The following is a 20,447-nucleotide window of genomic DNA, read 5'->3' as shown; positions in this document are numbered from 1 at the left end:
GGGCTCTGTCGGCGCATTAGCGCAGTTTCTTGATCCGCTCGCTGGGACTGATCACGTCGGTCAGGCGGATGCCGAACTTCTCGTTGACCACCACCACTTCGCCGTGGGCGATCAGGGTGCCGTTGACCAGCACATCGAGCGGCTCGCCAGCGAGACGATCGAGCTCGATCACCGAGCCCTGGTTGAGCTGCAGCAGGTTGCGGATGGTGATATCGGTGTTGCCGACCTCCATGGAGATCGACACCGGGATATCGAGAATCACATCGAGGTTGGGCCCCTCCAGGTTGACCGGCAGGTTGCCCTTGGGCACGCCGCCGAACTCTTCCATGGGTGCGCGTGGCGGAGCCGGCGCAGCCGCCCCGCCGACGGCGAGCATGGCATCGATATCATCCTGATTGGCATCGTCGCCTGATTCGGACAAGGCGGCGGCCCACTCGTCGGCCAGCGCCTGTTCCTCGGGAGTGGTGTGTTCATTTTCGTCTGCCATCGTATGTCCTCGGCTGGCTGGTAGCGGGTTGGGCGAGCGCAGTGCTGTGCAATGACACCCTGTCAGCGCTGGCGGTCGATGGGCTCTAGCACTTGCAGCGCCAGATTGCCTTTATGTGCGCCGAGCTTGACCGTGAAGGTCGGGACGCCATTGGCACGCATGATTACCTTGTCGGGAATATCCACCGGAATCACATCGCCCGGCTGCATGTGCAGGATGTCGCGCAGCCGCAGTTGGCGTTTGGCCACAGTGGCGCCGAGCGGCACGCTGACGTCTAGGATGTCTTCGCGCAGAGACTTGACCCAGCGCTCGTCCTGGTCGTCGACATCGGACTGGAAACCGGCATCGAGCATCTCGCGGATCGGTTCGATCATCGAATAGGGCATGGTGATGTGCAGGTCGCCGCCACCGCCGTCCAGCTCGATATGGAAGGTCGACACCACTATCACTTCGCTGGGGCTGACGATGTTGGCCAGGGCCGGATTGACCTCCGAGTTGACGTACTCGAAGTTGATGTCCAGCACCGCATGCCAGGCTTCCTTGAGGTCGATAAACGCCTGATCGAGCACCATGCGCACCACCCGCAGCTCGGTCGGGGTGAACTCGCGGCCCTCGATCTTGGCGTGGCGACCATCGCCACCGAAGAAGTTGTCGACCAGCTTGAACACCAGCTTGGCATCGAGGATGAACAGCCCGGTGCCACGCAGTGGCTTCATCTTGACCAGATTGAGGCTGGTCGGCACATACAGCGAGTGCACGTACTCGCCGAACTTCATCACCTGCACGCCGCCCACAGCCACATCCGCCGAACGCCGCAGCAGGTTGAACATGCTGATGCGGGTATAGCGGGCGAAACGCTCGTTGATCATTTCCAGGGTCGGCATGCGCCCACGAACGATGCGGTCCTGGCTGGTCAGGTCATATTGTTTGACGCTTCCCGGCTCGGCTTCGTCCTCGGTCTCGACCAAGCCGTCATCGACGCCATGCAGCAGCGCGTCGATTTCATCCTGGGAAAGCAGGTCTTGCACAGCCATGTGGGGCTCCCCTCTAGGGTCTTGAAAGACGGTTCACGCTGGCGCTGCGAACACGCCCTATTGCAGCACCAGATTGGTGAACAGCACTTGCTCGACGGTCAGTTTCCCCGTCTCCTGCTGCGCCAGTTCCTGCACGCTGGCCGTAGCCTGCTGGCGCAGCATTTCCTTGCCCACCGGGGTAATCAATGTCTCGAAATCCTGACCGGAGAACAGCATCACCAGACGGTTGCGCAGCACCGGCATATGCACCTTGAGCGCATCGAGCGCCACCTGGTCACGCACCAGCAAGGCAACGCTGACCTGCATGTAGCGCGGCCGACCGTTATGGGTGAAGTTGACCACGAACGCCGGCATCAGCTCTTCGTAAATCGCCACTTGCTTGACGGGCACCGCAGGTTCTGCGGACTCCGTCGCAACCTCACTCTGGGCCGCGCCCTTGTTGAGGAAGAACCAGGTGCCGCCCACCGACAGCCCCACAGCCAGGAGCAGGGCCACGACAATCACGATGATGAGCTTCAACTTACCGGCCGGTTTCACCTCGGCGCTTACCGAATCTTGCGCCGTGTCTTTCTTAGCCATGCCAATTATCCGTCACTAATCGGAGTTCAATCCGTGTTCAAAGGGTTGAGAGCAAGTGTTATGCCAGCTTGCAACTATCAGCAACTCGTCGGACATCCGGCACGGGAAGCGCCTAGCCACTAGCGCGCCAACATGGGTAATTGCGTTTCGACTCAACGATGGCCAGCGGGTATACCAGTCTCGCCTCCCGCTGTCACCCGAAAACACCCACGCCCGCCCCATTGCGGGGGCGGGCGACTGTCCGTTCGGAGGCAGGGCAGGTTTTTTGTAGGATACGGCGGGCCGCATAGGCTTGAGCGCAGCGATACCCGTCAACCGGTTGCCCAGGCGCGACGCTTGCCGCGCACCTGGTCAAGCGTAATAGTCGACCATGCCGCGCCCGCTGCCGGGCAGGCTGCCCTTGAGCTCCACAGCGTGGGGCGCAAGCTCCTCGTCAACCCCGCCCAGCAACTCGTTACCCGCGTCGCCACGCCCCTTGCCATCGCCGCCCTGCCCCTGCCAGCCGCGGTTGAGCGACTGATCGGAAACATTGACATCGAGCAGGTTCATGCCTTGTTGGGCAAACATCTCGCGCAGCCGGTGCATCTGCCCTTCGAGGGCTTCACGCACCCCGGCGTTGGCGCTGGCAAAGGTCACCTGAGTCTGCTCCTGATTGACGCTGATGCGCACCTCCAGGCGTCCCAGTTCGGCCGGGTCGAGCTGAATCTCGGCGGACTTGAGGTTCTGACTGGAGAGCAGCATTACCCGGTCCACCACTGCCTCGCCCCAACCGGCCTGGTGCATGGGTACCGGCTGGCCGGCCATCAACCCGGTGCGCGGCGCTTGCGAGGCCTGCTGAGCAACAGCCTGACTCAGCGCACTGAGTTTGGCGACGAAGTTCTCCGGCCGTGTGTCGGCGGCGCTCTCCTTGAGCGCCTCCAGGCCCTGCGCGGTCAGCTCGAGCGACGGCAGCTCGACCTCGGGCTCCGCCTGTTGAGTGCCCATGGCCGCGAGGGCGCTGGCAAAGCTTTGTCCGGCGCTCTGCGCCGTTTGCGTCGCCACACTACCTGGCGCATTCTGCTCGGCCACTGCCGCCTTGGCTTTCGCCCCCAACTCCAAAGCCATGCGCACGGCCGGCAGTTGCTCCAGCCCATCCAGTTCAGGATCGGCGTTGGCCGCTGGCACCTGAGTCGGCGGCGGCCAGGCTCCCGACAGGGCGGTCGTCATCAGCGGCTGCGGCTCACCGGCGAGCTCCAGATCGAGGCCGATATCTGCCGCCTCGCCATCGAGTGGCTGTTGAGCAACCATGTCCAGCGTCAGCAACGGATCGAGGGCAGGATCATCCACAGCGGCATCGCTCGGCAAAAGTTTGCCGCTATCGGCAAATTCCGACTGCTGAGCGACAGCCGCAGCCTCCGGCGCTTGCGGGCTCTGCGCATCCTGGGCCGCGGATTTCGCTTCACGATTGGGCTTGGCAGATGCATCGCTGCGCTCTGCGGCTTTCGCCTGACGCTCCTTGGCATACACCTGGGCAAAACTGGAAGCCTCGTTCTTGCGGGGCTCGGCCGGCTTCTCCGGGGCTTTGCCCGCAGATGTTTTCGGCTTTAGTTGCGGTACCGACCGGAGGAGCGGATCGGGGGCGACGGCCATGGGCATTCTCCATTCAAATGGGGTCGTGCCATAGATTTAGCAAAGGCCGGGCCAAGTTGGCGGCAAGCCGGGGAAATGGGGGGCCTGCGCCGCCAACCAGGCCAGCACAACCGCCGAGACCCGTGACAGATCCAGCCCCCTTTTCATCTCCTGTAACGCTGACGCTCGGACTTGAACAGAATGCGCACGATGGCAAATTCACGCTCGACTTGCTCGATCAGCTCGGGCGCCTCGTCCAGCAACTCGCGCCGACCGGCTTCTTCCAGTTCTCTGCACAAGCCGGCGAGCATGGGTGCGCCCATGTTGCTGCAACTGCCTTTGAAGCTGTGCGCCGCCAGGCGCAGGCCCTGTGCATCAGCCTCACGCATGGCCTGGCGCAACAGGCGCAGGCGCTCTTCGGAGTCCGCCAGATAGGTATCCAGCAACACCGGATACTCATCCTCCATGACATCCTGCAACGCGGCCAGTACGGCGCTATCGAGATGTATATCTGACATCTGCTCGCTCCCTGATCATCAGGCGCGGGATTATGCCCCAGCCAACCAGGAAAACTCCACGCTAACCCCCTGCCCATCCTCCGGCCAGGTACAGCGCTCACTCAATTGACGAACCAGAGCCAGGCCGCGCCCACACAAGCGGTCAACGCGCAGCTGTTGCTGCAGGATCGCCTGCCCATCGAAGCCCTGGCCACTGTCTTCGACCCGTACGGTCAAACGCCCACCGGCAGGCTCGGGGACCAGTTGCAGATGGAAACGCACATAGCCCTCACGTATCTGAGCCAGGCGGGTGCTGCGCTGCCGGTAATACTCGGCGAAGCCTTCAGCGTCGCATTTCAAGCTCGAATCCAGCCCCAGCACCCCGTGCTCCAGGGCATTCGAATAAAGCTCGGCAAGTACGCTGTAGAGCGCGCCGGCCTGGGGCCGCAAGCCCTCGACCTCGAGCAGCAACTGCAACAGGAACGGCAGTGGATTGAAACGGCGCAGGGTCTCGCCACGAAACTCGAAACTCGCCGACCAATCCAGCGGACTGTTCTGGCCGCTGCCGGTGAAGATCAAGGGGCCACGGTTCAGGCTGCCCTCCTCGACCATGCTGACTTCGACCAGGCTGACATCGTCTTGCAGCTCGCCGCGAAAATGCAGCAGCGCCTGCTGGATCTCCGCGAACAAGTGCGCCGGCTGCCGATTGGTGGAGAACACCCGAAGCAGGCGCCTCTCGCCGAACAATTCGCCCTGCTGGTTGCAGGCTTCCAGTACGCCATCGGACAGCAGGAAAACCCGATCGCCCAACTCCAGCGGGAAGACCTCGTAGCGGTCATTGAACGCTGCCGGCTCCAACACCCCCAACGGCAGATGCCGCGACACCAGGGGCACCCGCTCGCCGCCGTTGGCGCGTAGCAGATAACCGTCCGGCAAGCCGCCGCCCCACACCTCCACGACCCGGCGCTGGAAGCTGATATTGAGCAGGGTGGCACAACAGAACACGCCCAGCGGCAGGATGCGTTTGAGCTTGGCGTTGATCTCGCGCAGGATCTCGGTCAGGGAATAACCCTTGGCGGTCATGCCATAGAACACCTCGGCCAGCGGCATGGCGCCGATCGCCGCCGGCAGGCCATGGCCGGTAAAGTCGCCGAGCAGCACATGCATGCCGCCGGAAGGCTTGAACGCGGCGAGCAGCAGGTCGCCGTTGAACAACGCATAGGGCGATTGCAGGTAGCGGATATTCGGCGCGGCGAGGCAACCGGAATGCGCCACCTTGTCGAACACCGCCTTGGCCACACGCTGCTCGTTGAGCAGGTACTCATTATGCTGGGCGATCAGGTCGCGCTGCTGCAGCACGGTGTCCTGCAGGCGGCGCAAGCGATCCATGGCATTGATCTTGGCCTCGAGGATCACCCGGTTGTAGGGTTTCGCGAGAAAGTCGTCACCGCCCGCCTCCAGGCAGCGCACCAGCGCTTCGCCTTCGGTCAGCGAGGTCAGGAAGATGATCGGCACCAGCTCCTCGCCGGCCATCTGCTTGATCCGGCGTGCCGCCTCGAAACCGTCCATGACCGGCATCAGGGCGTCCATCAGCACCAGCTGCGGACGCTCCCGCGCGAACAAGGCGACCGCCTCCAGACCATTGCTGGCGGTCAGACTGCGATGGCCCTGACGGCTGACGATGGTCGACAACAGCATGCGGTCGGCCGCGTTGTCCTCGGCGATCAGAATCGACAGGCGCGCAGGCATGACTCGAACCTAGGTGATCTGGAACAACTGTTCGAAGTTGGAGATGGCGAGGATCTTGCGCACATCCGGGTTGCAATTGAGCAAGCGGATCTGCGCGTGATCGCCACCGGCGTGATCGCGCAACAACAGCAACATGCCGAGTGCCGAACTGTCGAGATAGGTGGTGCCCTTGAGGTCCACAACATAGCGTTTGGGGCTGAGGTTGACGCGCTCATAGGCATCACGAAATTCCTGATGCGCGCCGAAATCGAAACGTCCCTGAATCACAATGGTCAACTCTTGCCCATCAGGCGAAGGCAGCGAGGTGATGGCCATACAGAACTCCTTACTCGAGCAGAACAGTCGATCACACCCCAAACAAGGCGGCGCGATGGTTATCGCGCCTGAACGAACCTGGAGGCACAATCCGTGTGATCAAGATGTAGCACTCGCAGGCGTAAGCGGCAACTGGCAATCAAGCTGAATCGTCCCGACGTATTCGTTGTGCCAACTCGTCGAGGAGTTTTTGCTCGCGCTTGTCCGCACTCAGGCGGGCCTCCTCCTGATAGCGCTGAACCAGCTTGCGCAGGCCTTCCAGGCGCGCATAGCGCTGTTGCCAGACCACCCGCAGCTTGTCCAGGTTGTTGCCATGCCAGGCCACGCTCTGGCGTTGCTGGCCGATCGCGGTTTCCAGCTGGGAAAGAAAACGCTGATAGTTCATCAGCCATTGCCCGGAAACCCCGCGCTGGCCTTCGCTGATCCACTGTTGCTGATAATCGCCGCGGTATTGTTCCAACTCGCCCAGCTTGACCTGAGCCTGGCTCAGCAGCCCCTGACAGTGGCCGAGCTGCATGGCGGCCTCGCGTTCGGCGCGCTCGGCGATCTCGATAACCGGCGCCAGACGCGCGGCGCGGCTTATCGACACTTAGCCCCCCGGCGCGGCGTTGGGGTTGAAGGTCGCCGCCAGCAGCGCACTGCTGCGTTCCAGGCTTTCACTGTCGCCCAGGCCCTGGCGCAGGTATCTGACCATCGCCGGCTGGCGCGCGATGGCCAGGTCGGTATCGGCATCGCCACCGGGCACGTAGGCGCCGACACTGATCAGGTCGCGGCTCTGCTGATAGCGGGCCCACAGCTGCTTGAAGCGCTGGGCGTTGCGCTGGTGCTCGCTGGTCACCACCTGCGGCATGACCCGGCTGATCGAGGCCTCGATGTCGATGGCCGGGTAATGGCCCTCCTCGGCCAGGCGCCGCGACAGCACGATATGGCCGTCGAGCACGCCGCGCGCGGCGTCGGCAATCGGATCCTGCTGGTCGTCGCCTTCGCTCAATACCGTGTAGAACGCCGTGATCGAACCGCCGCCCTCTTCGGCATTACCGGCGCGCTCGACCAGTTTTGGCAGCTTGGCAAACACCGACGGCGGATAGCCCTTGGTCGCCGGCGGCTCGCCAATGGCCAGGGCGATCTCGCGCTGGGCCTGGGCGAAACGGGTCAGCGAATCCATCAGCAACAGGACGTTCTTGCCCTTGTCGCGAAAGTATTCGGCGATGCGCGTGCAATACATCGCCGCGCGCAGACGCATCAGCGGCGCATCGTCCGCTGGCGAGGCGACCACCACCGAACGTTTGATGCCCTCGGTGCCGAGGATCTCGTCGATGAACTCCTTGACCTCGCGGCCACGCTCGCCGATCAGGCCGACCACGATGATGTCGGCCTCGGTAAAGCGCGTCATCATGCCCAGCAGCACGCTCTTGCCGACCCCGGTGCCGGCGAACAGACCGATACGCTGGCCGCGCCCGACCGTGAGCAGGCCGTTGATGCTGCGGATACCGACATCCAGCGGCCGGCTGATCGGGTGGCGTTTCAGCGGATTGATCGTCGGCCCATCCATCGGCACCCAGTCTTCGGCCTTCATCCCGCCCTTGCCGTCCAGTGCTCGCCCGGTGCCGTCCAGCACCCGACCAAGCATCGACTTGCCCATCGGCAAACGCCCGCTGTCAGGTATCGGCACCACCCGCGCCCCCGGCGCGATACCGGCCAGGCTGCCGACCGGCATCAGGTAGCTCTTGCCGCTGGAAAAGCCCATCACCTCGGCTTCGACCTGCACCGGGTGATAGCTGTCATCGTTGATCACCAGGCAGCGACTGCCAAGGGCGGCACGCAGCCCCTCGGCTTCCAGGGTCAGGCCGACCATGCGCTGCAAACGCCCCTCGACCACGGGCTGGCTGGGCACCTGCAGCACATCGCTGTAACCGGCCAGGCGCTTGGCGAAACTGGTGCGCTCAAGACGCATGCGGTGGCTCCCTGGCCACGTCCAGATCGAGCTGAATATCGGCCGGGAGCGGGTGTGTGGCCTGCTCGCGCTGCTGCTCGAACAGCTGCTTGAGCGCCTGGGCGAGGCGGGTTTCGATGCTCGCATCGATGCGACTGTGCTCACTCTCGACCCGGCAACCGCCAGGCAACAAGGCGTCGTCTTCGACAATCCGCCAGCTTTCCTCATGCCGTTCGCGCAGGGCCTTGACCATCTCGAAGTCTTGCGGATTGAGCTGGATACGCACATTGCCGGCGCCCATCGGCAGCAACTTGAGGGCTTCGCGCAGGACCTGGCGAATCTGACTGGAGTCGCTGTTCAGTTCGCGCTGAATCACCTCGCGGGCCATGTGGCTGACCAGATTGACCAGTGCCACTTCCAACTGCTGATCCTGCTCGGCAATCGGCTCGAACAGTTGCTGCATCAGTTGCTCGACCGCGAGCATTTTGCTTGCCAGCGCGGCATCGGCTTCCTGCTTGGCTTTCAGCTGACCGCTGTGGTAACCGTCCTTCTCGCCGGTGCTGAAGCCTTCGTTGTAGGCGTCCTGGCGAATCGCCTCCAGCTCGTCCAGCGTCAACGGCTTGACGTCCTCCAGGGCCACCTCCTCGGACTCGGCCTGCCCCGCCTCGGCGGACTCGGCTTCGGCAGCACCGGCCTCGCTTGCCGGATCAGTGCCGGTATCCTCGACATGCGGGTCGAAGCTGGGCAATGCCCAGCGGTCGATGATGCTGATGTCCTGGGCGCGAATCAACTCGCTGGGCGCTTCCTTGGGGGCCATGCCAATCTTCTCCGGTTAAACCATCTCTTCGCCACCCTTGCCACCGAGGACGATTTCCCCGGCTTCGGCCATGCGCCGGGCAATGGTGAGAATTTCCTTCTGCGCCGTTTCCACGTCGCTGACCCGCACCGGGCCCTTGGCTTCCAGATCGTCGCGCAGCAACTCGGCCGCACGCTTGGACATGTTCTTGAACACCTTCTCCTTGATCGCCTCATCCGCGCCCTTGAGCGCCAGCACCAGCACATCGGAGGAGACCTCGCGCAGCAGCGCCTGGATGCCGCGGTCGTCGACCTCGGCGAGGTTGTCGAAGACGAACATCAGGTCTTCGATCTGCGACGACAGGTCTTCGTCGACTTCGCGGATCGAGTCCATCAACTGGCCCTCGATCGAGCTGTCGAGGAAGTTCATGATGTCGGCCGCCCGCTTGACCCCGCCCATGCTGGCGCGGGTGCTGTTGGAGCTGCCGGAGAATTGCTTCTCGAGAATCTGGTTGAGTTCCTTGAGTGCGGCCGGCTGCACGGTATTCAGCGAGGACACGCGCAGGACGATATCCAGACGCACCTTGTGATCGAAATGGCCAAGCACCTCACCGGCCTGGTCGGGGTCGAGGTAGGCCACCACAATCGCCTGGATCTGCGGATGCTCGTAGCGGATCACGTCGGCCACGGCGCGCGGCTCCATCCATTTCAGGCTGTCCAGGCCGCTGGTACTGCCGCCGAGCAGGATGCGGTCGATCAGGTTGCCGGCCTTGTCTTCGCCCAGGGCCTGGGTCAGCATCTTGCGGATATAGCCGTCGGCACCCACGCCCAGGCTGGTCTGGTCGCCGACGATGTCGACGAATTCGCCCATCACCTGCTCGACCTTCTCGCGGTGCACGTTGCGCATGCCGGCCATGGCCACGCCGACGCGCTGCACTTCCTTCGGCCCGAGGTGGCGCAGCACCTGTGCGGCATCGGTTTCACCGAGCGAGAGCAGGAGGATCGCGGCCTTCTCGACCTTGCTCAACTTGGCGGCTGTACGGTTCTCATTCATCGGCGTTGATCCACTCTTTCACCACCTGGGCGACGCGACCCGGATCTTCTGCCACCAGGCTCTTGATCGCATTGAGCTGCGCATCATACCCCTCGCTCGGGCTCGGCAGGAGGATGTTTTGCGGGCCGCCGAGGCTGACCCGGTCGGCCGCCAACTCGCCGTCCAGGCCACCCATATCACCCAGTTCGGCATCGCCATGGCGACCGCCAGTTGCCAGTCCCCGGCCTTTACCGCCACCGGTGATGTTGTTCAACACCGGGCGCAACACGCCGAAGACCAGCACCAGGATGAACAGCACGCCGAGCACTTGCTTGACCACGTCCCAGAACCAGGGCTGGGTGTAGAACGGAATCTCGGCGATTTCTTCGCCGATCACGGCGGAAAACGGCGTATTGATCACGCTCACGCTGTCGCCGCGGCTGGCATCGAAGCCGACCGAGTCCTGCACCAGGCGGGTGAAGCGCGCCAGTTCGTCGATGGTCCAGGGCGTGCGGCTGGTTTCGCCGGTGGCCGCATCGACCTTGAACTGATCGTCGACCACCACCGCCACCGACAGACGACGCAGACGCCCTTGTTGCTGCTTGGTGTAGCTGATCGAGCGATCCAGTTCGAAATTGCGCGTCGATTGTTCGCGCTTGTCCGCCGGGAAAGGCGCCAGCATCGGCTGACCGGTCACCGGGTCCATGACCTGCTGGCCGTTGACGTCCACCAGCGGCTGACCCGCGGCAATCGCCCCGCCTGCGGCAGCCCCGCCAGCGGCCTGTTCGGGGGCGCCAGCGGCGCCCGGCGGCTGATTGCTCAGGGCCCCCGGTATGCCCAGCGGCGACTGGCTGCCGCTGCTGCGTTGCTCGTTGACCTGTTGTTCGCTGCGCAACGCCGGCTGATCCGGGTTGAACATTTCCGAAGTGGACTCGACCGCACTGAAGTCGACATCAGCCGACACCTCGGCCTTGTAGCGCCCGGCACCGAGCACCGGCTGAAGGATATTGTGCACGCGCTGGGTGAGCATGCTCTCCATGCGCCGGCTGTAGTCGAACTGCTTGCCGGCCATGCTCAGCGCGGACGTTTCCTGCTGATCGGACAGCAGGTTGCCTTTCTGGTCGACCACCGTGACCTGTGACTTGTCCAGCTCGGGCACGCTGGTCGCCACCAGATTGATGATGGCCATCACCTGGCTCGGCTCCAGGCCACGACCCGAATACAACTCGACCAGCACCGAAGCACTGGGCTTGCGCTCGTCACGCACGAACACCGAACTCTTCGGAATGGCCAGGTGCACGCGCGCGCCCTTGACGTTGTTGAGGCTGGACACGGTGCGCGCCAACTCGCCTTCCAGGCCACGGCGATAGCGCGTGGCCTCCATGAACTGACTGGTGCCGAGGCCCTGTTCCTTGTCGAGAATCTCGAACCCTATGTTGTTATCGCTCGGTGCCACGCCGGCGGCGGCCAGACGCATGCGCGCCCGCGCCAGGTCATCTGCCTTGACCAACAGGGCGCCCGAACTGGGCTCGACGGTATAGCTGATGTCGGCGGCGCCCAACGTCTGCATGACCTGGGAAGCGTCCATCCCCTCCAGGCTGCCATACAGCGGACGGTAATCCGGCTGTTGCGACCAGAGCACCACGGCAAAACCAATGGCGACGCTGGCAGCCAGACCGACCAGCAGGCCGAGTTGGCGCAGCATCGACATATCCGAGAGGTTTTCCAGAAACGCCAGGCCGAACAGCGGCTTGCTCGAATCATTGCCAGCAGTGGTGGCGGGAACGTTGGTGGCGAGTGCGTCGGCCATGATCTAGAACCTACCCTTAAACCGGCATCTGCATGATGTCTTGATACGCCTGAACCAGTTTGTTGCGCACCTGGGTCATGGCCTGGAAAGACACGCTGGCTTTCTGCGAGGCAATCATCACATCGCTCAAGTCCACCCCGCTCTTGCCCATTTCAAAGGCAGTGGCCAGTTGATTGGAGGCCTGCTGGGTTTCGTTGACCTTGTTCACCGCCTGACCGAGCATATCCGAGAAGCTCGGAGCGCCGGGTTCCGGCGCACTGGCGACAGGCTTCTGCCGCGCCATCGCTTCGGTCTGCATGGAACGCATTTCCAGCATCAAGCGATTGAATTCAATACCCTGGCTCATGACCTTCCTCCACTGGCCGCGGTTTTTTGACACTACGCGGCTCGTAGCAGAGGTATTGCAACAAGGGTGCCAGATAGACGCAGCTACAGACTTCAAGCCATAAGCGGCAAGAAAAAGCCCGCTCCAGACGGTTTCATCCGGAGCGGGCTTTTGCTGTTACTTGCCGCCTGTAACTTACGGCTTGCCGCTGCCAGCACTAGCTGGCAAACAGATAAGCCTCCACATCCATGCCGGCATCGCGCATCTGCGCCAGCTTGTAACGCAGGGTGCGCGGGCTGATGCCCAGGCGCTCGGCGGCTTCTTTGCGACGCCCGCGCTCGGAGCGCAGGATATCGATGATCATCTGGAACTCATGCCGACGCAGGTCTTCACCCAAGGCACCAGCCTCGGTCGTAACCACCTCAGGCGTCACCGGAACACTCGCCGGCACTACCGCCAGTAACGGCCTGGGCGCAGGCGCAAGACTGCCAACAGTCGCCGTCAGGCACAGGTCCTGCGGCTGGATCAAGCCACCCTGCTGCAGGATCAGCGCGCGCTGAATGGCGTTGTCCAGCTCACGCACATTACCCGGCCAGGCATGATTCACCAGGCTCGCCTGGGCCTGCGGCGAAAGACGAATAGGCGCGTGATTCATTTTTTTGACGTGCTTGGCCAGCAGCCGCTCGGCCAACGGCAGGATATCGGCCGGCCGCTCACGCAACGGCTGCCAGGCCAGCGGGAAGACCGACAGACGATAGTAGAGATCTTCCCGGAAGCGCCCCGCCGCCACTTCGCCGGCCAGGTCGCGGTTACTGGTGGCCAGCACACGAATGTCCAGACTGATCGGCTTGCGCCCACCCACCCGCTCCACTTCACGCTCCTGCAGCACGCGCAACAGCTTGGCCTGCAAGCCTTGCGGCATTTCGGAAATTTCATCGAGCAGAATGGTGCCGCCCTCGGCCAGCTCGAACTTGCCCGGCGCGCTGGCAATGGCGCCGGTGAAGGATCCCTTCTCATGGCCGAACAGCGTGGCCTCGAGCATGTTGTCGGGAATCGCCGCGCAGTTGATCGCGATGAACGGTTTTGCCGCCCGTGGCGACTGCTGGTGAATGAAACGCGCCAGCACCTCCTTGCCGGTGCCGGACTCGCCGGTGATCAACACCGTCGAATCGCTCTGCGCCACCCGCGTCGCCAGCTCGAGCAATTGCACGCTGGCCGGCTCCAGTGCCACCGGACCGTCCTGCTCGGCCGCCGGTACGCGCCCGAGGGCATGGCGATCGACCAGGGCCAGCAAGGTTTTCGGCTCGAACGGCTTGACCAGATAATCTGCCGCTCCCTGGCGTATCGCATCTACCGCACGCTCGACCGCCGCGAAAGCGGTCATCAGCAGCACCGGCAGTTGCGGCTGGCGCTGACGAATCAGAGCCAACAGCTGGTGACCGTCCATGCCCGGCATATTCACATCGCTGATCACCAGGCCGAAGGGCTCCTGCGTCAACGCCACCAACGCCGCCTCGGCACAATCCACCGCACGGTAATCGTGACCACCCAGCGCCAGGGTGTCGGCCAGGGCTTCGCGCAGGGAGTGGTCGTCTTCGACCAGCAGAACTTTGGCAGCCATGGTGCTACTCCTGAATCAAGGGTTGCGCCGCGGGAATCAACGGCAAAATCAATAAGGCACAGGTACCGCGCGCAATCCGCGAACGCATCTGCAGTTCGCCCTGATGGGCGCGCGCCACCGCTTTGACCACGGCCAGACCGAGGCCGGTACCGGTGGTCTTGGTGGTAAAGAAAGGTTCGCCCAGCCGAGCCAGGGTGACACGATCGATACCCGGGCCGCTGTCGCTGATGCACAGGCGCAGGTTGTTGCCACGCTGATACAGATGAATCTTCAAGCGCACCTCGCGGCCGCCAGCCTGAATCGAATTCTCGATCAGATTCAGCACGGTGCCGACCAGGGTGTCGCGGTTGCACAGCAACTCGCCGTCACGGCTGTCGCATTGCCAGCGCACGGTCATGCCGCGCACATGGGGCTCGGCCGCCGCCTGCAGCGCCTCAAACAGTGCCTTGGGTGTCAGGCGATCCGGCAGCGGCAGGTCACCACGGGCGAAGATCAGCATGTCGCGTACCTGATGCTCCAACTCATGCAGCCGCTCTTTCAAACGCCCGGCAAATCGCTGCTGCTGCTCGACCGGCAATACCTGCTCGGTCAAATGGCTGGCATAGAGCAATGCGGCCGACAGCGGCGTACGAATCTGATGCGCCAGGGAGGCGACCATGCGCCCCAGAGCGGACAACCGTTCGTGCCGCGCCAGTTGATCCTGCAAACGTCGGGTTTCTGTCAGGTCGGTGAGCAGCACCAACTGACCCGGCTCGCCTTGCAACGAGCGGGTGGCAATCGACAGGCGCCGACCATCCTTCAGGGAAATTTCGTGGCCATCGTCCTCACGCGGGGCGAAGTTGCGCGCAATAATCTGCCGCCAGAGCATGCCGAGCAGCGGCAGGCCGAGCAGACTGCGCGCCACCGGATTGGCTTCACGCACCACGCCCTGCCCGTCGATGACGATCACCCCACCCGGCAGCAGATCCAGCAGGCTCTGCAGGCGGTAGGCCAGGCGCTCCTTCTCGGCCAGCTCCTGCATGCGCTGGGCGCTGACCAGGGCTAACTGCCCCTTCAACTCGGCGACCCGATCCTCCAGCATGCTGTAGGACTCGCTGAATTGAGTCGACATCTGGTTGAACCGGACAAAGGCCTGCTCCAGGCTCGCGCGGCTGGCCAGCTCCTGAGACGCAGCAGGTTCGAGTTCGGCACTCTGGGAAGGTTGGGCGTTGGGCTTCATCATTCTCTCTCGCCTGGCGAGCCGTCATAAGACAGTCAGTTAGCAGAGAGTTAGCAATACCCGTGCCTAAAAATAATTGCCTTATTTTCAATGACTTGAAAAACAAGCAATCGATTACGTCAAAGCCCTGGCTGAATTTGACTCGATGGCGCCAAGACCCTGACTCGGCGACCGCAGGCTAGTGTCGCGACAACGCTGAACTGTCGGCTCAACTGCGGACGCTCGCGGGAGCGGCCGGGCGGCGTTCCGCTTTAGCCGCGATGAGCCTTGAAGGCACTGAAAGCATCGCGACTGAAGCAGAGCCGTAGATGGGTTAGCCGCCACAGAGCTTCGATCAAGGCAGCGTTTTGAATGCGGCGTACCCCATCAGATGCGACATACTGGCTGACGCCATGTTGGGTTACGCGGCGGTTTAAGTCTGAATTTCATTCAAGATAGGTGCACGCCGCTAACCCAACCTACGGACGGCGCTTGATCGGCGCGACACCAAGACTCGTGCCGGCTTACGCCCCTACGGTATCAGTCTTCCTGCAACTCCTCGTCGCGTCGACTCATGCCGTACTTGCGCATTTTCTCGACCAGGGTGGTGCGACGAATGCGCAAGCGCTCTGCTGCCCGGGCAACCACACCGCTGGCATCATCAAGCGCCTGCTGGATCAACCCCTGCTCGAGGCTGCCCAGGTAGTCTTTCAGATCGAGGCCTTCGGCTGGCAGCATAGCCGGCGTATTGACCCCCGGCAGCCCGGCAATGATGGCCGAACGCTCCTCCAGCTCTTCGCGCAGGCTGGTGGTCAACTCCTCGTCCTCATCGTCGACATGGCGGAACTTCTTCGGCAGCTCACCGACCCCAATCACCCCATAGGGATGCATGATCGCCATGCGCTCGACCAGATTGGCCAGCTCACGCACATTACCCGCCCAGTCGTGGCGGCACAGCGACATGATCGCCGCCGAGTTGAAACGGATCGAACCGCGCTTCTCGTGCTCCATGCGTGAGATCAGCTCGTTCATCAGCAGGGGAATGTCTTCGATACGCTCGCGCAGCGGCGCCATTTCGATGGGGAATACATTCAGCCGGTAGTAGAGATCCTCGCGAAAACTGCCCGCCTCGATCATCTCTTCCAGGTTCTTGTGAGTCGCCGCGATGATGCGCACGTCGGCACTTTGCGTCTTGTTGCTGCCAACCCGCTCGTAGGTGCGCTCTTGCAGCACACGCAGCAGCTTGACCTGCATCGACAATGGCATGTCGCCGATTTCATCGAGGAACAGGGTGCCGCCATTGGCCAACTCGAAACGCCCGGCGCGGCTGGTGATCGCGCCGGTAAAGGCGCCCTTCTCATGGCCGAACAGTTCGCTTTCCAGCAACTCCGCGGGAATCGCGCCACAGTTGATCGGCACAAAGGGCGCCTCTCGACGCTTGGAGTGATAGTGCAGGTTGCGCGCCACCACCTCTTTACCGGTGCCCGACTCTCCGAGGATCAGCACGCTGGCTTCGGTATCGGCCACCTGCTGCATCATCTGTCGCACCTGCTGAATCGCGCGACTGGTACCAACCAGGCTGCGGAACAGATTCGGTTCGCGCTGACGACCGCGCTCGCGCGCCTGGTCGTACATCTCGCGGTAAACCTGGGCGCGGTGCAAGGAATCGAGCAGTTTGTTGTAGCTGGGCGGCATCTCCAGGGTAGCCAGCACACGGCGGCGCAGCTCTTCCGGCCACTCTGGCAAGACTTGCTCGGCAATCAGCAGGATCGGCAAAAACTCATCCCAGGCTTGCAACTGCTTGAGCATCCCCAGAGAGCCGCCTTTGGCCTGCACGTCACCGAGCAATACGCTGAGCACCTCACGACTGGAGGCCAGTTGAGCGACCGCATCCTGCCAGTCATGACTGCCACACGCGAGATGATCCTCGCCGAGGAAATTCAGGATGACCGTCAAATCACCACGCCGCTCGCTGTTATCGTCAATCAGCAGAATTTTCGTTTCACGCCACATATTTTTTGATCTGATCCTGGGAGCGAACGGAAGCGCAGTTTATCGAAGACGACAACTACGCTGGCAATTGGCCGCTAGTAAAGTCAATTTTCCGAGCGCAGTCAATTTTATGGCGTGCTTTTTTTGATTTGTCCGACCAATTGCCTAAGCGATTGTTTGCAGGAAGGGGAAAATCAGCTTTGCATAAATCGCTCGATGGGTATCGCTGCGCTCATCCTGCGCGGCCCGCACATCCTGCGAACTGTACCAGCCCCGCCAACCCATCACCCAAACAACTGATAGACCTTGGCCCCTTGCTGGGCCTGGTTCAGCTGCATCAGCTCGCCCGCCAGGCGCCGCTGCTCCGACTGACAGACATCGACCAGCTCGCGGTACAGATCCAGCAATTCCTGCATGCGTACGCGCAGCACGTCTTCGTCCTGCACGGACTCGACCATGGCCTCGTCAACGGCTTGGCGGCACTGCAGATCCAGTTCGCCGATAGCCGCCCAATCCTGTGCAGCCAGGGCATCGCGCAAGGCGCTTCCGGTCTTTTCCAGACGCTGGACAGATGAACTCATGAGCGTGCTCCTTAAAGCGTCAGACTGCATCACTGGCCGATCGCGTCCCAGCCGGACTTCACATTACGCAACAGCCCTGCCACTTCATCGAGCGGCGCGGCGTCATTCTTCACATTGGCCTCGAGCAGACGGGAAACCATGTAGTGGTAGAGGCTATCGAGGTTGGCCGCCAACTCGCCACCCTGCTGCAGATCCAGGCCTTCGCGCAAGCCACCGATGATCGCGATGGCCTTGCCGATCAGCTCGCCCTTCATCGCCGTCTGCTGGCGCTCCATGGCGCCACGCGCCTGGGCGATGCGGGTCAGACCACCTTCCATCAGCATCTGGATCAACCGATGGGGGCTGGCATCCACGGCCTGGGCCTGGGTGTTGACGCTTTGATACTGCTTCATGGCCGTCATCGCGTTCATGCTGAAGGTACTCCAGTGTGGTGCGGGAATACTTCATGTATCGGCAGTGCCGGCGGCAGCTTTAGGACTCCGTCGAAATAATGCAACTGATTGATTTAAATAACAAAGAACAAAGAACAAAACACCAGGAACCGTAGGATAGGCAGCATGGGTATCGCTGCGCTCAACCCATCCTACGGTCTTTATCCCCCGGCGTCAGGAAGCTACTGGCTCGACCTCAGGGCCGATGGCGACCCAGGCATCCCGTATCTGCATCAGCAAACCCTGCACCTCTTCCAGGCTCTGCGGGGTCTTGTCCAGCGCCACGCCGGCCAGGCGACGGGTCATATAGTCGTACAACGAATCCAGATTTTCCGCCAACTCGCCGCCTAACTGCTTGTCCAGGCTGCCTTGGAGAATGCCGATGATGGACAGGGTACTGCCCACGGCCTCGCCGCGCACATCGGGACTGCCTTGTTGCTGGGCGTGTAACGCCAGGGAAATACGCTCCAGCGCGCCATCGAGCAACAATTGCACGGCATGGTAAGGGCTGACTTCCTGGTTGACTTTAACGGCTTTGTAAGTGTCGATTGGTTTGCTCACGATTTACTTATCCTTTCTCACGACGCCGGGAAGGTTTTCAAGTGCACTCGTCAACCAACTACTCGTGCTTGACAGTTGAGCTACCAAGGAGTCCATGGCGTTGAACTGGGAATATAAACGGGTTTGCATCTGCTCAACGCGAAGCGCAAGGTTTTCCCTCTGTTTATCAATATCCGTAAGCGTCGATTGCAGGCCTTTCATGCGCGACTCAAGCACACCGCCGGTTTGAATAAAACCGTCAACGCGCTTATCAACACGACTCATCAAGCCATGGTCGCCAGTGAAAAAAGTACTCACAGCATCAAAATTCTCGTCAATCGCCTTGCTGAGCTTGCCATCGTCGATTTTCAGAGTGCCGTCTTTCTGCGTGGTTATGCCCAGATCAGCCAATACGCGCACACCACTTTGATTCGCCGGATTACCCAACTCACTGCGAACACCGCCAAGCAACGTGCGCACAGTAGCATCACCGACCAACCCCCCCAGTACAGGTGCTTTGCCCTCTCCCACCTGAGTCACTGCGGTCAGCTCGCTGGTGGTAGCAATCAGTTTGTTGTAAGCACTGACAAACTTCTTGATATTGGCCGTCACGCCATCGGTGTCCTGACCAACAGACAAGGTTAAGGACTTACCCGGCTCGCTCTCGCTCAACAAGTTGAACGTTACGCCCGGGATGACACCCTCGACATTGTTGCTGGCACTGGTTTGCGTCAGACCATCAATTGTGAACACGGCATCCTGAGCAGGGGAACCCAGATAGCCAGCGCCACCGAGAGAGGTCGCAGCGACGCTGCCATCGACGGCCAATTCCGCCAAAGCAACACTGCTGATCATGATGTCTTTGTCAGCACCCGTTTCCTTGGCGCTCAACACCAAACGTGAAGTGCCACCATCAGCCGGATTATTCACGATATTGGCACTAATGCCTTTTTCTTTGAGGGCGGTGTTGAGCTTGTCGCGTATCTGCTCGAGGGTGTCGCCGGCAGCGATTTCCACATCAACACCGGCGGCGTCAGCGGCACCCAGCTTGACCGTTAACAAGCCATCTTCCGCAGCCGCGTAGGCTGAGGGAACAGCAGCGGTCGCAACCCGGCTGCTGGTAGCCAACGTCTGCACAGCAAGTTGGTATGTGCCAGCCAATGCTGATTTTTCAGCCGACGCGCTGAGCACGCTGGTATTGGATGAAGTGGCCGTGCGCTTCTCGAACAGCGCCAAACTATTGAGTTCCTTCATGGCAGTCTGGAACTCGCTCAAGGCACCCTTGAGCTGCCCCAGCGCGGAAAATTTGGTCGTCGAGGCCTTCTCCAGACGTGCCAGTTGCGCCTCTTTAGGGGCCTTTTCCGCACCAACCATGGCACCGACGATACCGTCAATGTCCAAGCCGGAACCAATACCCGTTATACCTGCCATGTTGACCACCTCGTCATGGAGTTGACGCTTGCAACAAAAGACCAAAACTCATTCAAGAAGCATGCCGTCACACGAAAACATCATGCTTCGGCCTTGAATAACAAACTGCGCACCTCATCCAGGCTTTCTGCCAACCGCAGCGCTTCTTCAGTTGGCATCTGACGAATGACATCCCCAGAAGCACTGTCAGTCACCTTGATCACAATTCGACCACTGGAATCATCCAGGCTGAAATTCAGATCACGGCGAATGGCCTGCACAAAATCTTTGATGCTCGACACCGCCTGCTCCAAAGATTCACGATCCGCCCGACCCTCGGCATCAACTGGGGCCAGCACTGGCGCCCGAGCCTGTTCAGCCACGGGCGCCTCTACCACTGCCACCAAAGGATCCGTACGCCCTTTAGGCGCGGCAACCGGCAATGCATTACCAACTGCAATATCCATCTCATCACCTCTCAATGGCAAAACGGGGAAAAGTGCCAAGCA

At 61.7% G+C, this 20,447-nt stretch carries 21 protein-coding genes; all 21 read right to left on the bottom strand.

Features of this window, described 5'->3' with window-relative positions; genetic code table 11:
* Nucleotides 1–16 precede the first annotated feature (16 nt).
* The 21 genes from fliN to R3355_RS07970 all read right to left on the bottom strand — a co-directional run bounded on the left by fliN (nt 17) and on the right by R3355_RS07970 (nt 20,405).
* Nucleotides 17–487 carry a flagellar motor switch protein FliN gene (gene fliN, locus R3355_RS08070; RefSeq protein WP_318947029.1) on the bottom strand — a complete coding sequence of 157 codons (471 nt, stop codon included), beginning with the start codon at nt 485–487 and terminating at the stop codon, nt 17–19.
* A gap of 62 nt (nt 488–549) precedes the next feature.
* Entirely contained in the window at nt 550–1,521 is a 972-nt protein-coding gene (gene fliM, locus R3355_RS08065; RefSeq protein ID WP_318947030.1) for a flagellar motor switch protein FliM, read from the bottom strand.
* A gap of 57 nt (nt 1,522–1,578) precedes the next feature.
* Entirely contained in the window at nt 1,579–2,100 is a 522-nt protein-coding gene (gene fliL, locus R3355_RS08060) for a flagellar basal body-associated protein FliL (protein WP_318960779.1), read from the bottom strand.
* A gap of 351 nt (nt 2,101–2,451) precedes the next feature.
* A complete protein-coding gene (locus tag R3355_RS08055; RefSeq protein WP_318960778.1) occupies nt 2,452–3,729 on the bottom strand; it encodes a flagellar hook-length control protein FliK in 1,278 nt (425 codons plus the stop codon).
* Nucleotides 3,730–3,872: 143 nt separating this feature from the next.
* The gene (locus R3355_RS08050; protein ID WP_318960777.1) at nt 3,873–4,226 is read right to left on the bottom strand and encodes an Hpt domain-containing protein; all 354 of its coding nucleotides are present in this window, start codon (nt 4,224–4,226) and stop codon (nt 3,873–3,875) included.
* Nucleotides 4,227–4,256: 30 nt separating this feature from the next.
* Nucleotides 4,257–5,954, bottom strand: coding sequence for a SpoIIE family protein phosphatase (locus R3355_RS08045; protein WP_318960776.1), 1,698 nt, complete (start codon nt 5,952–5,954; stop codon nt 4,257–4,259).
* A gap of 9 nt (nt 5,955–5,963) precedes the next feature.
* Nucleotides 5,964–6,269 (bottom strand): STAS domain-containing protein, encoded by a 306-nt coding sequence (locus R3355_RS08040; protein ID WP_172147002.1) that lies wholly within the window; start codon nt 6,267–6,269, stop codon nt 5,964–5,966.
* A gap of 139 nt (nt 6,270–6,408) precedes the next feature.
* Nucleotides 6,409–6,858, bottom strand: a complete 450-nt coding sequence (gene fliJ, locus R3355_RS08035) for a flagellar export protein FliJ (protein ID WP_318947035.1) — start codon at nt 6,856–6,858, stop codon at nt 6,409–6,411.
* Nucleotides 6,859–8,223: a flagellar protein export ATPase FliI gene (gene fliI / locus R3355_RS08030; RefSeq protein WP_318960775.1), complete on the bottom strand. Its 1,365-nt coding sequence runs from the start codon at nt 8,221–8,223 to the stop codon at nt 6,859–6,861.
* A complete protein-coding gene (gene fliH, locus R3355_RS08025; protein WP_318960774.1) occupies nt 8,213–9,019 on the bottom strand; it encodes a flagellar assembly protein FliH in 807 nt (268 codons plus the stop codon). The genes fliI and fliH overlap by 11 nt, the downstream gene beginning before the upstream one ends.
* Before the next feature lie 15 nt (nt 9,020–9,034).
* Entirely contained in the window at nt 9,035–10,051 is a 1,017-nt protein-coding gene (gene fliG / locus R3355_RS08020; protein ID WP_318947038.1) for a flagellar motor switch protein FliG, read from the bottom strand.
* On the bottom strand, nt 10,044–11,840 hold the full coding sequence (gene fliF, locus R3355_RS08015) for a flagellar basal-body MS-ring/collar protein FliF (protein WP_318960773.1): 1,797 nt from the start codon (nt 11,838–11,840) through the stop codon (nt 10,044–10,046). The genes fliG and fliF overlap by 8 nt, the downstream gene beginning before the upstream one ends.
* 16 nt (nt 11,841–11,856) lie before the next feature.
* Entirely contained in the window at nt 11,857–12,186 is a 330-nt protein-coding gene (gene fliE / locus R3355_RS08010) for a flagellar hook-basal body complex protein FliE (RefSeq protein ID WP_238041713.1), read from the bottom strand.
* A gap of 196 nt (nt 12,187–12,382) precedes the next feature.
* Nucleotides 12,383–13,786: a sigma-54 dependent transcriptional regulator gene (locus tag R3355_RS08005; protein ID WP_318960772.1), complete on the bottom strand. Its 1,404-nt coding sequence runs from the start codon at nt 13,784–13,786 to the stop codon at nt 12,383–12,385.
* Nucleotides 13,787–13,790: 4 nt separating this feature from the next.
* The gene (locus tag R3355_RS08000; protein ID WP_318960881.1) at nt 13,791–15,005 is read right to left on the bottom strand and encodes a sensor histidine kinase; all 1,215 of its coding nucleotides are present in this window, start codon (nt 15,003–15,005) and stop codon (nt 13,791–13,793) included.
* A gap of 519 nt (nt 15,006–15,524) precedes the next feature.
* On the bottom strand, nt 15,525–16,997 hold the full coding sequence (locus tag R3355_RS07995; RefSeq protein WP_318960771.1) for a sigma-54 dependent transcriptional regulator: 1,473 nt from the start codon (nt 16,995–16,997) through the stop codon (nt 15,525–15,527).
* 263 nt (nt 16,998–17,260) lie between these two features.
* On the bottom strand, nt 17,261–17,557 hold the full coding sequence (locus tag R3355_RS07990) for a flagellar protein FliT (RefSeq protein ID WP_318960770.1): 297 nt from the start codon (nt 17,555–17,557) through the stop codon (nt 17,261–17,263).
* 29 nt (nt 17,558–17,586) lie between these two features.
* Nucleotides 17,587–17,967 carry a flagellar export chaperone FliS gene (gene fliS, locus R3355_RS07985; RefSeq protein WP_318960769.1) on the bottom strand — a complete coding sequence of 127 codons (381 nt, stop codon included), beginning with the start codon at nt 17,965–17,967 and terminating at the stop codon, nt 17,587–17,589.
* A gap of 195 nt (nt 17,968–18,162) precedes the next feature.
* Nucleotides 18,163–18,549, bottom strand: a complete 387-nt coding sequence (gene fliS, locus R3355_RS07980) for a flagellar export chaperone FliS (RefSeq protein WP_318960768.1) — start codon at nt 18,547–18,549, stop codon at nt 18,163–18,165.
* Nucleotides 18,550–18,552: 3 nt separating this feature from the next.
* A complete protein-coding gene (fliD, locus tag R3355_RS07975) occupies nt 18,553–19,959 on the bottom strand; it encodes a flagellar filament capping protein FliD (RefSeq protein ID WP_318960767.1) in 1,407 nt (468 codons plus the stop codon).
* 80 nt (nt 19,960–20,039) lie between these two features.
* Nucleotides 20,040–20,405: a flagellar protein FlaG gene (locus R3355_RS07970; RefSeq protein ID WP_318960766.1), complete on the bottom strand. Its 366-nt coding sequence runs from the start codon at nt 20,403–20,405 to the stop codon at nt 20,040–20,042.
* Between the last annotated feature and the right edge of the window lie 42 nt (nt 20,406–20,447).

The organism is Pseudomonas sp. (genome assembly GCF_033723075.1).
GTDB lineage: Bacteria > Pseudomonadota > Gammaproteobacteria > Pseudomonadales > Pseudomonadaceae > Aquipseudomonas.
This window is presented reverse-complemented; position numbering and strand designations above follow the sequence as displayed.

Coding starts and splice junctions, on each gene's coding strand:
- fliN (WP_318947029.1), bottom strand. CDS start 487: ATGGCAGACGAAAATGAACACACCACTCCCGAGGAACAGGCGCTGGCC.
- fliM (WP_318947030.1), bottom strand. CDS start 1,521: ATGGCTGTGCAAGACCTGCTTTCCCAGGATGAAATCGACGCGCTGCTG.
- fliL (WP_318960779.1), bottom strand. CDS start 2,100: ATGGCTAAGAAAGACACGGCGCAAGATTCGGTAAGCGCCGAGGTGAAA.
- R3355_RS08055 (WP_318960778.1), bottom strand. CDS start 3,729: ATGGCCGTCGCCCCCGATCCGCTCCTCCGGTCGGTACCGCAACTAAAG.
- R3355_RS08050 (WP_318960777.1), bottom strand. CDS start 4,226: ATGTCAGATATACATCTCGATAGCGCCGTACTGGCCGCGTTGCAGGAT.
- R3355_RS08045 (WP_318960776.1), bottom strand. CDS start 5,954: ATGCCTGCGCGCCTGTCGATTCTGATCGCCGAGGACAACGCGGCCGAC.
- R3355_RS08040 (WP_172147002.1), bottom strand. CDS start 6,269: ATGGCCATCACCTCGCTGCCTTCGCCTGATGGGCAAGAGTTGACCATT.
- fliI (WP_318960775.1), bottom strand. CDS start 8,223: ATGCGTCTTGAGCGCACCAGTTTCGCCAAGCGCCTGGCCGGTTACAGC.
- fliH (WP_318960774.1), bottom strand. CDS start 9,019: ATGGCCCCCAAGGAAGCGCCCAGCGAGTTGATTCGCGCCCAGGACATC.
- fliG (WP_318947038.1), bottom strand. CDS start 10,051: ATGAATGAGAACCGTACAGCCGCCAAGTTGAGCAAGGTCGAGAAGGCC.
- fliF (WP_318960773.1), bottom strand. CDS start 11,840: ATGGCCGACGCACTCGCCACCAACGTTCCCGCCACCACTGCTGGCAAT.
- fliE (WP_238041713.1), bottom strand. CDS start 12,186: ATGAGCCAGGGTATTGAATTCAATCGCTTGATGCTGGAAATGCGTTCC.
- R3355_RS08005 (WP_318960772.1), bottom strand. CDS start 13,786: ATGGCTGCCAAAGTTCTGCTGGTCGAAGACGACCACTCCCTGCGCGAA.
- R3355_RS08000 (WP_318960881.1), bottom strand. CDS start 15,005: ATGAAGCCCAACGCCCAACCTTCCCAGAGTGCCGAACTCGAACCTGCT.
- R3355_RS07995 (WP_318960771.1), bottom strand. CDS start 16,997: ATGTGGCGTGAAACGAAAATTCTGCTGATTGACGATAACAGCGAGCGG.
- R3355_RS07990 (WP_318960770.1), bottom strand. CDS start 17,557: ATGAGTTCATCTGTCCAGCGTCTGGAAAAGACCGGAAGCGCCTTGCGC.
- fliS (WP_318960769.1), bottom strand. CDS start 17,967: ATGAACGCGATGACGGCCATGAAGCAGTATCAAAGCGTCAACACCCAG.
- fliD (WP_318960767.1), bottom strand. CDS start 19,959: ATGGCAGGTATAACGGGTATTGGTTCCGGCTTGGACATTGACGGTATC.
- R3355_RS07970 (WP_318960766.1), bottom strand. CDS start 20,405: ATGGATATTGCAGTTGGTAATGCATTGCCGGTTGCCGCGCCTAAAGGG.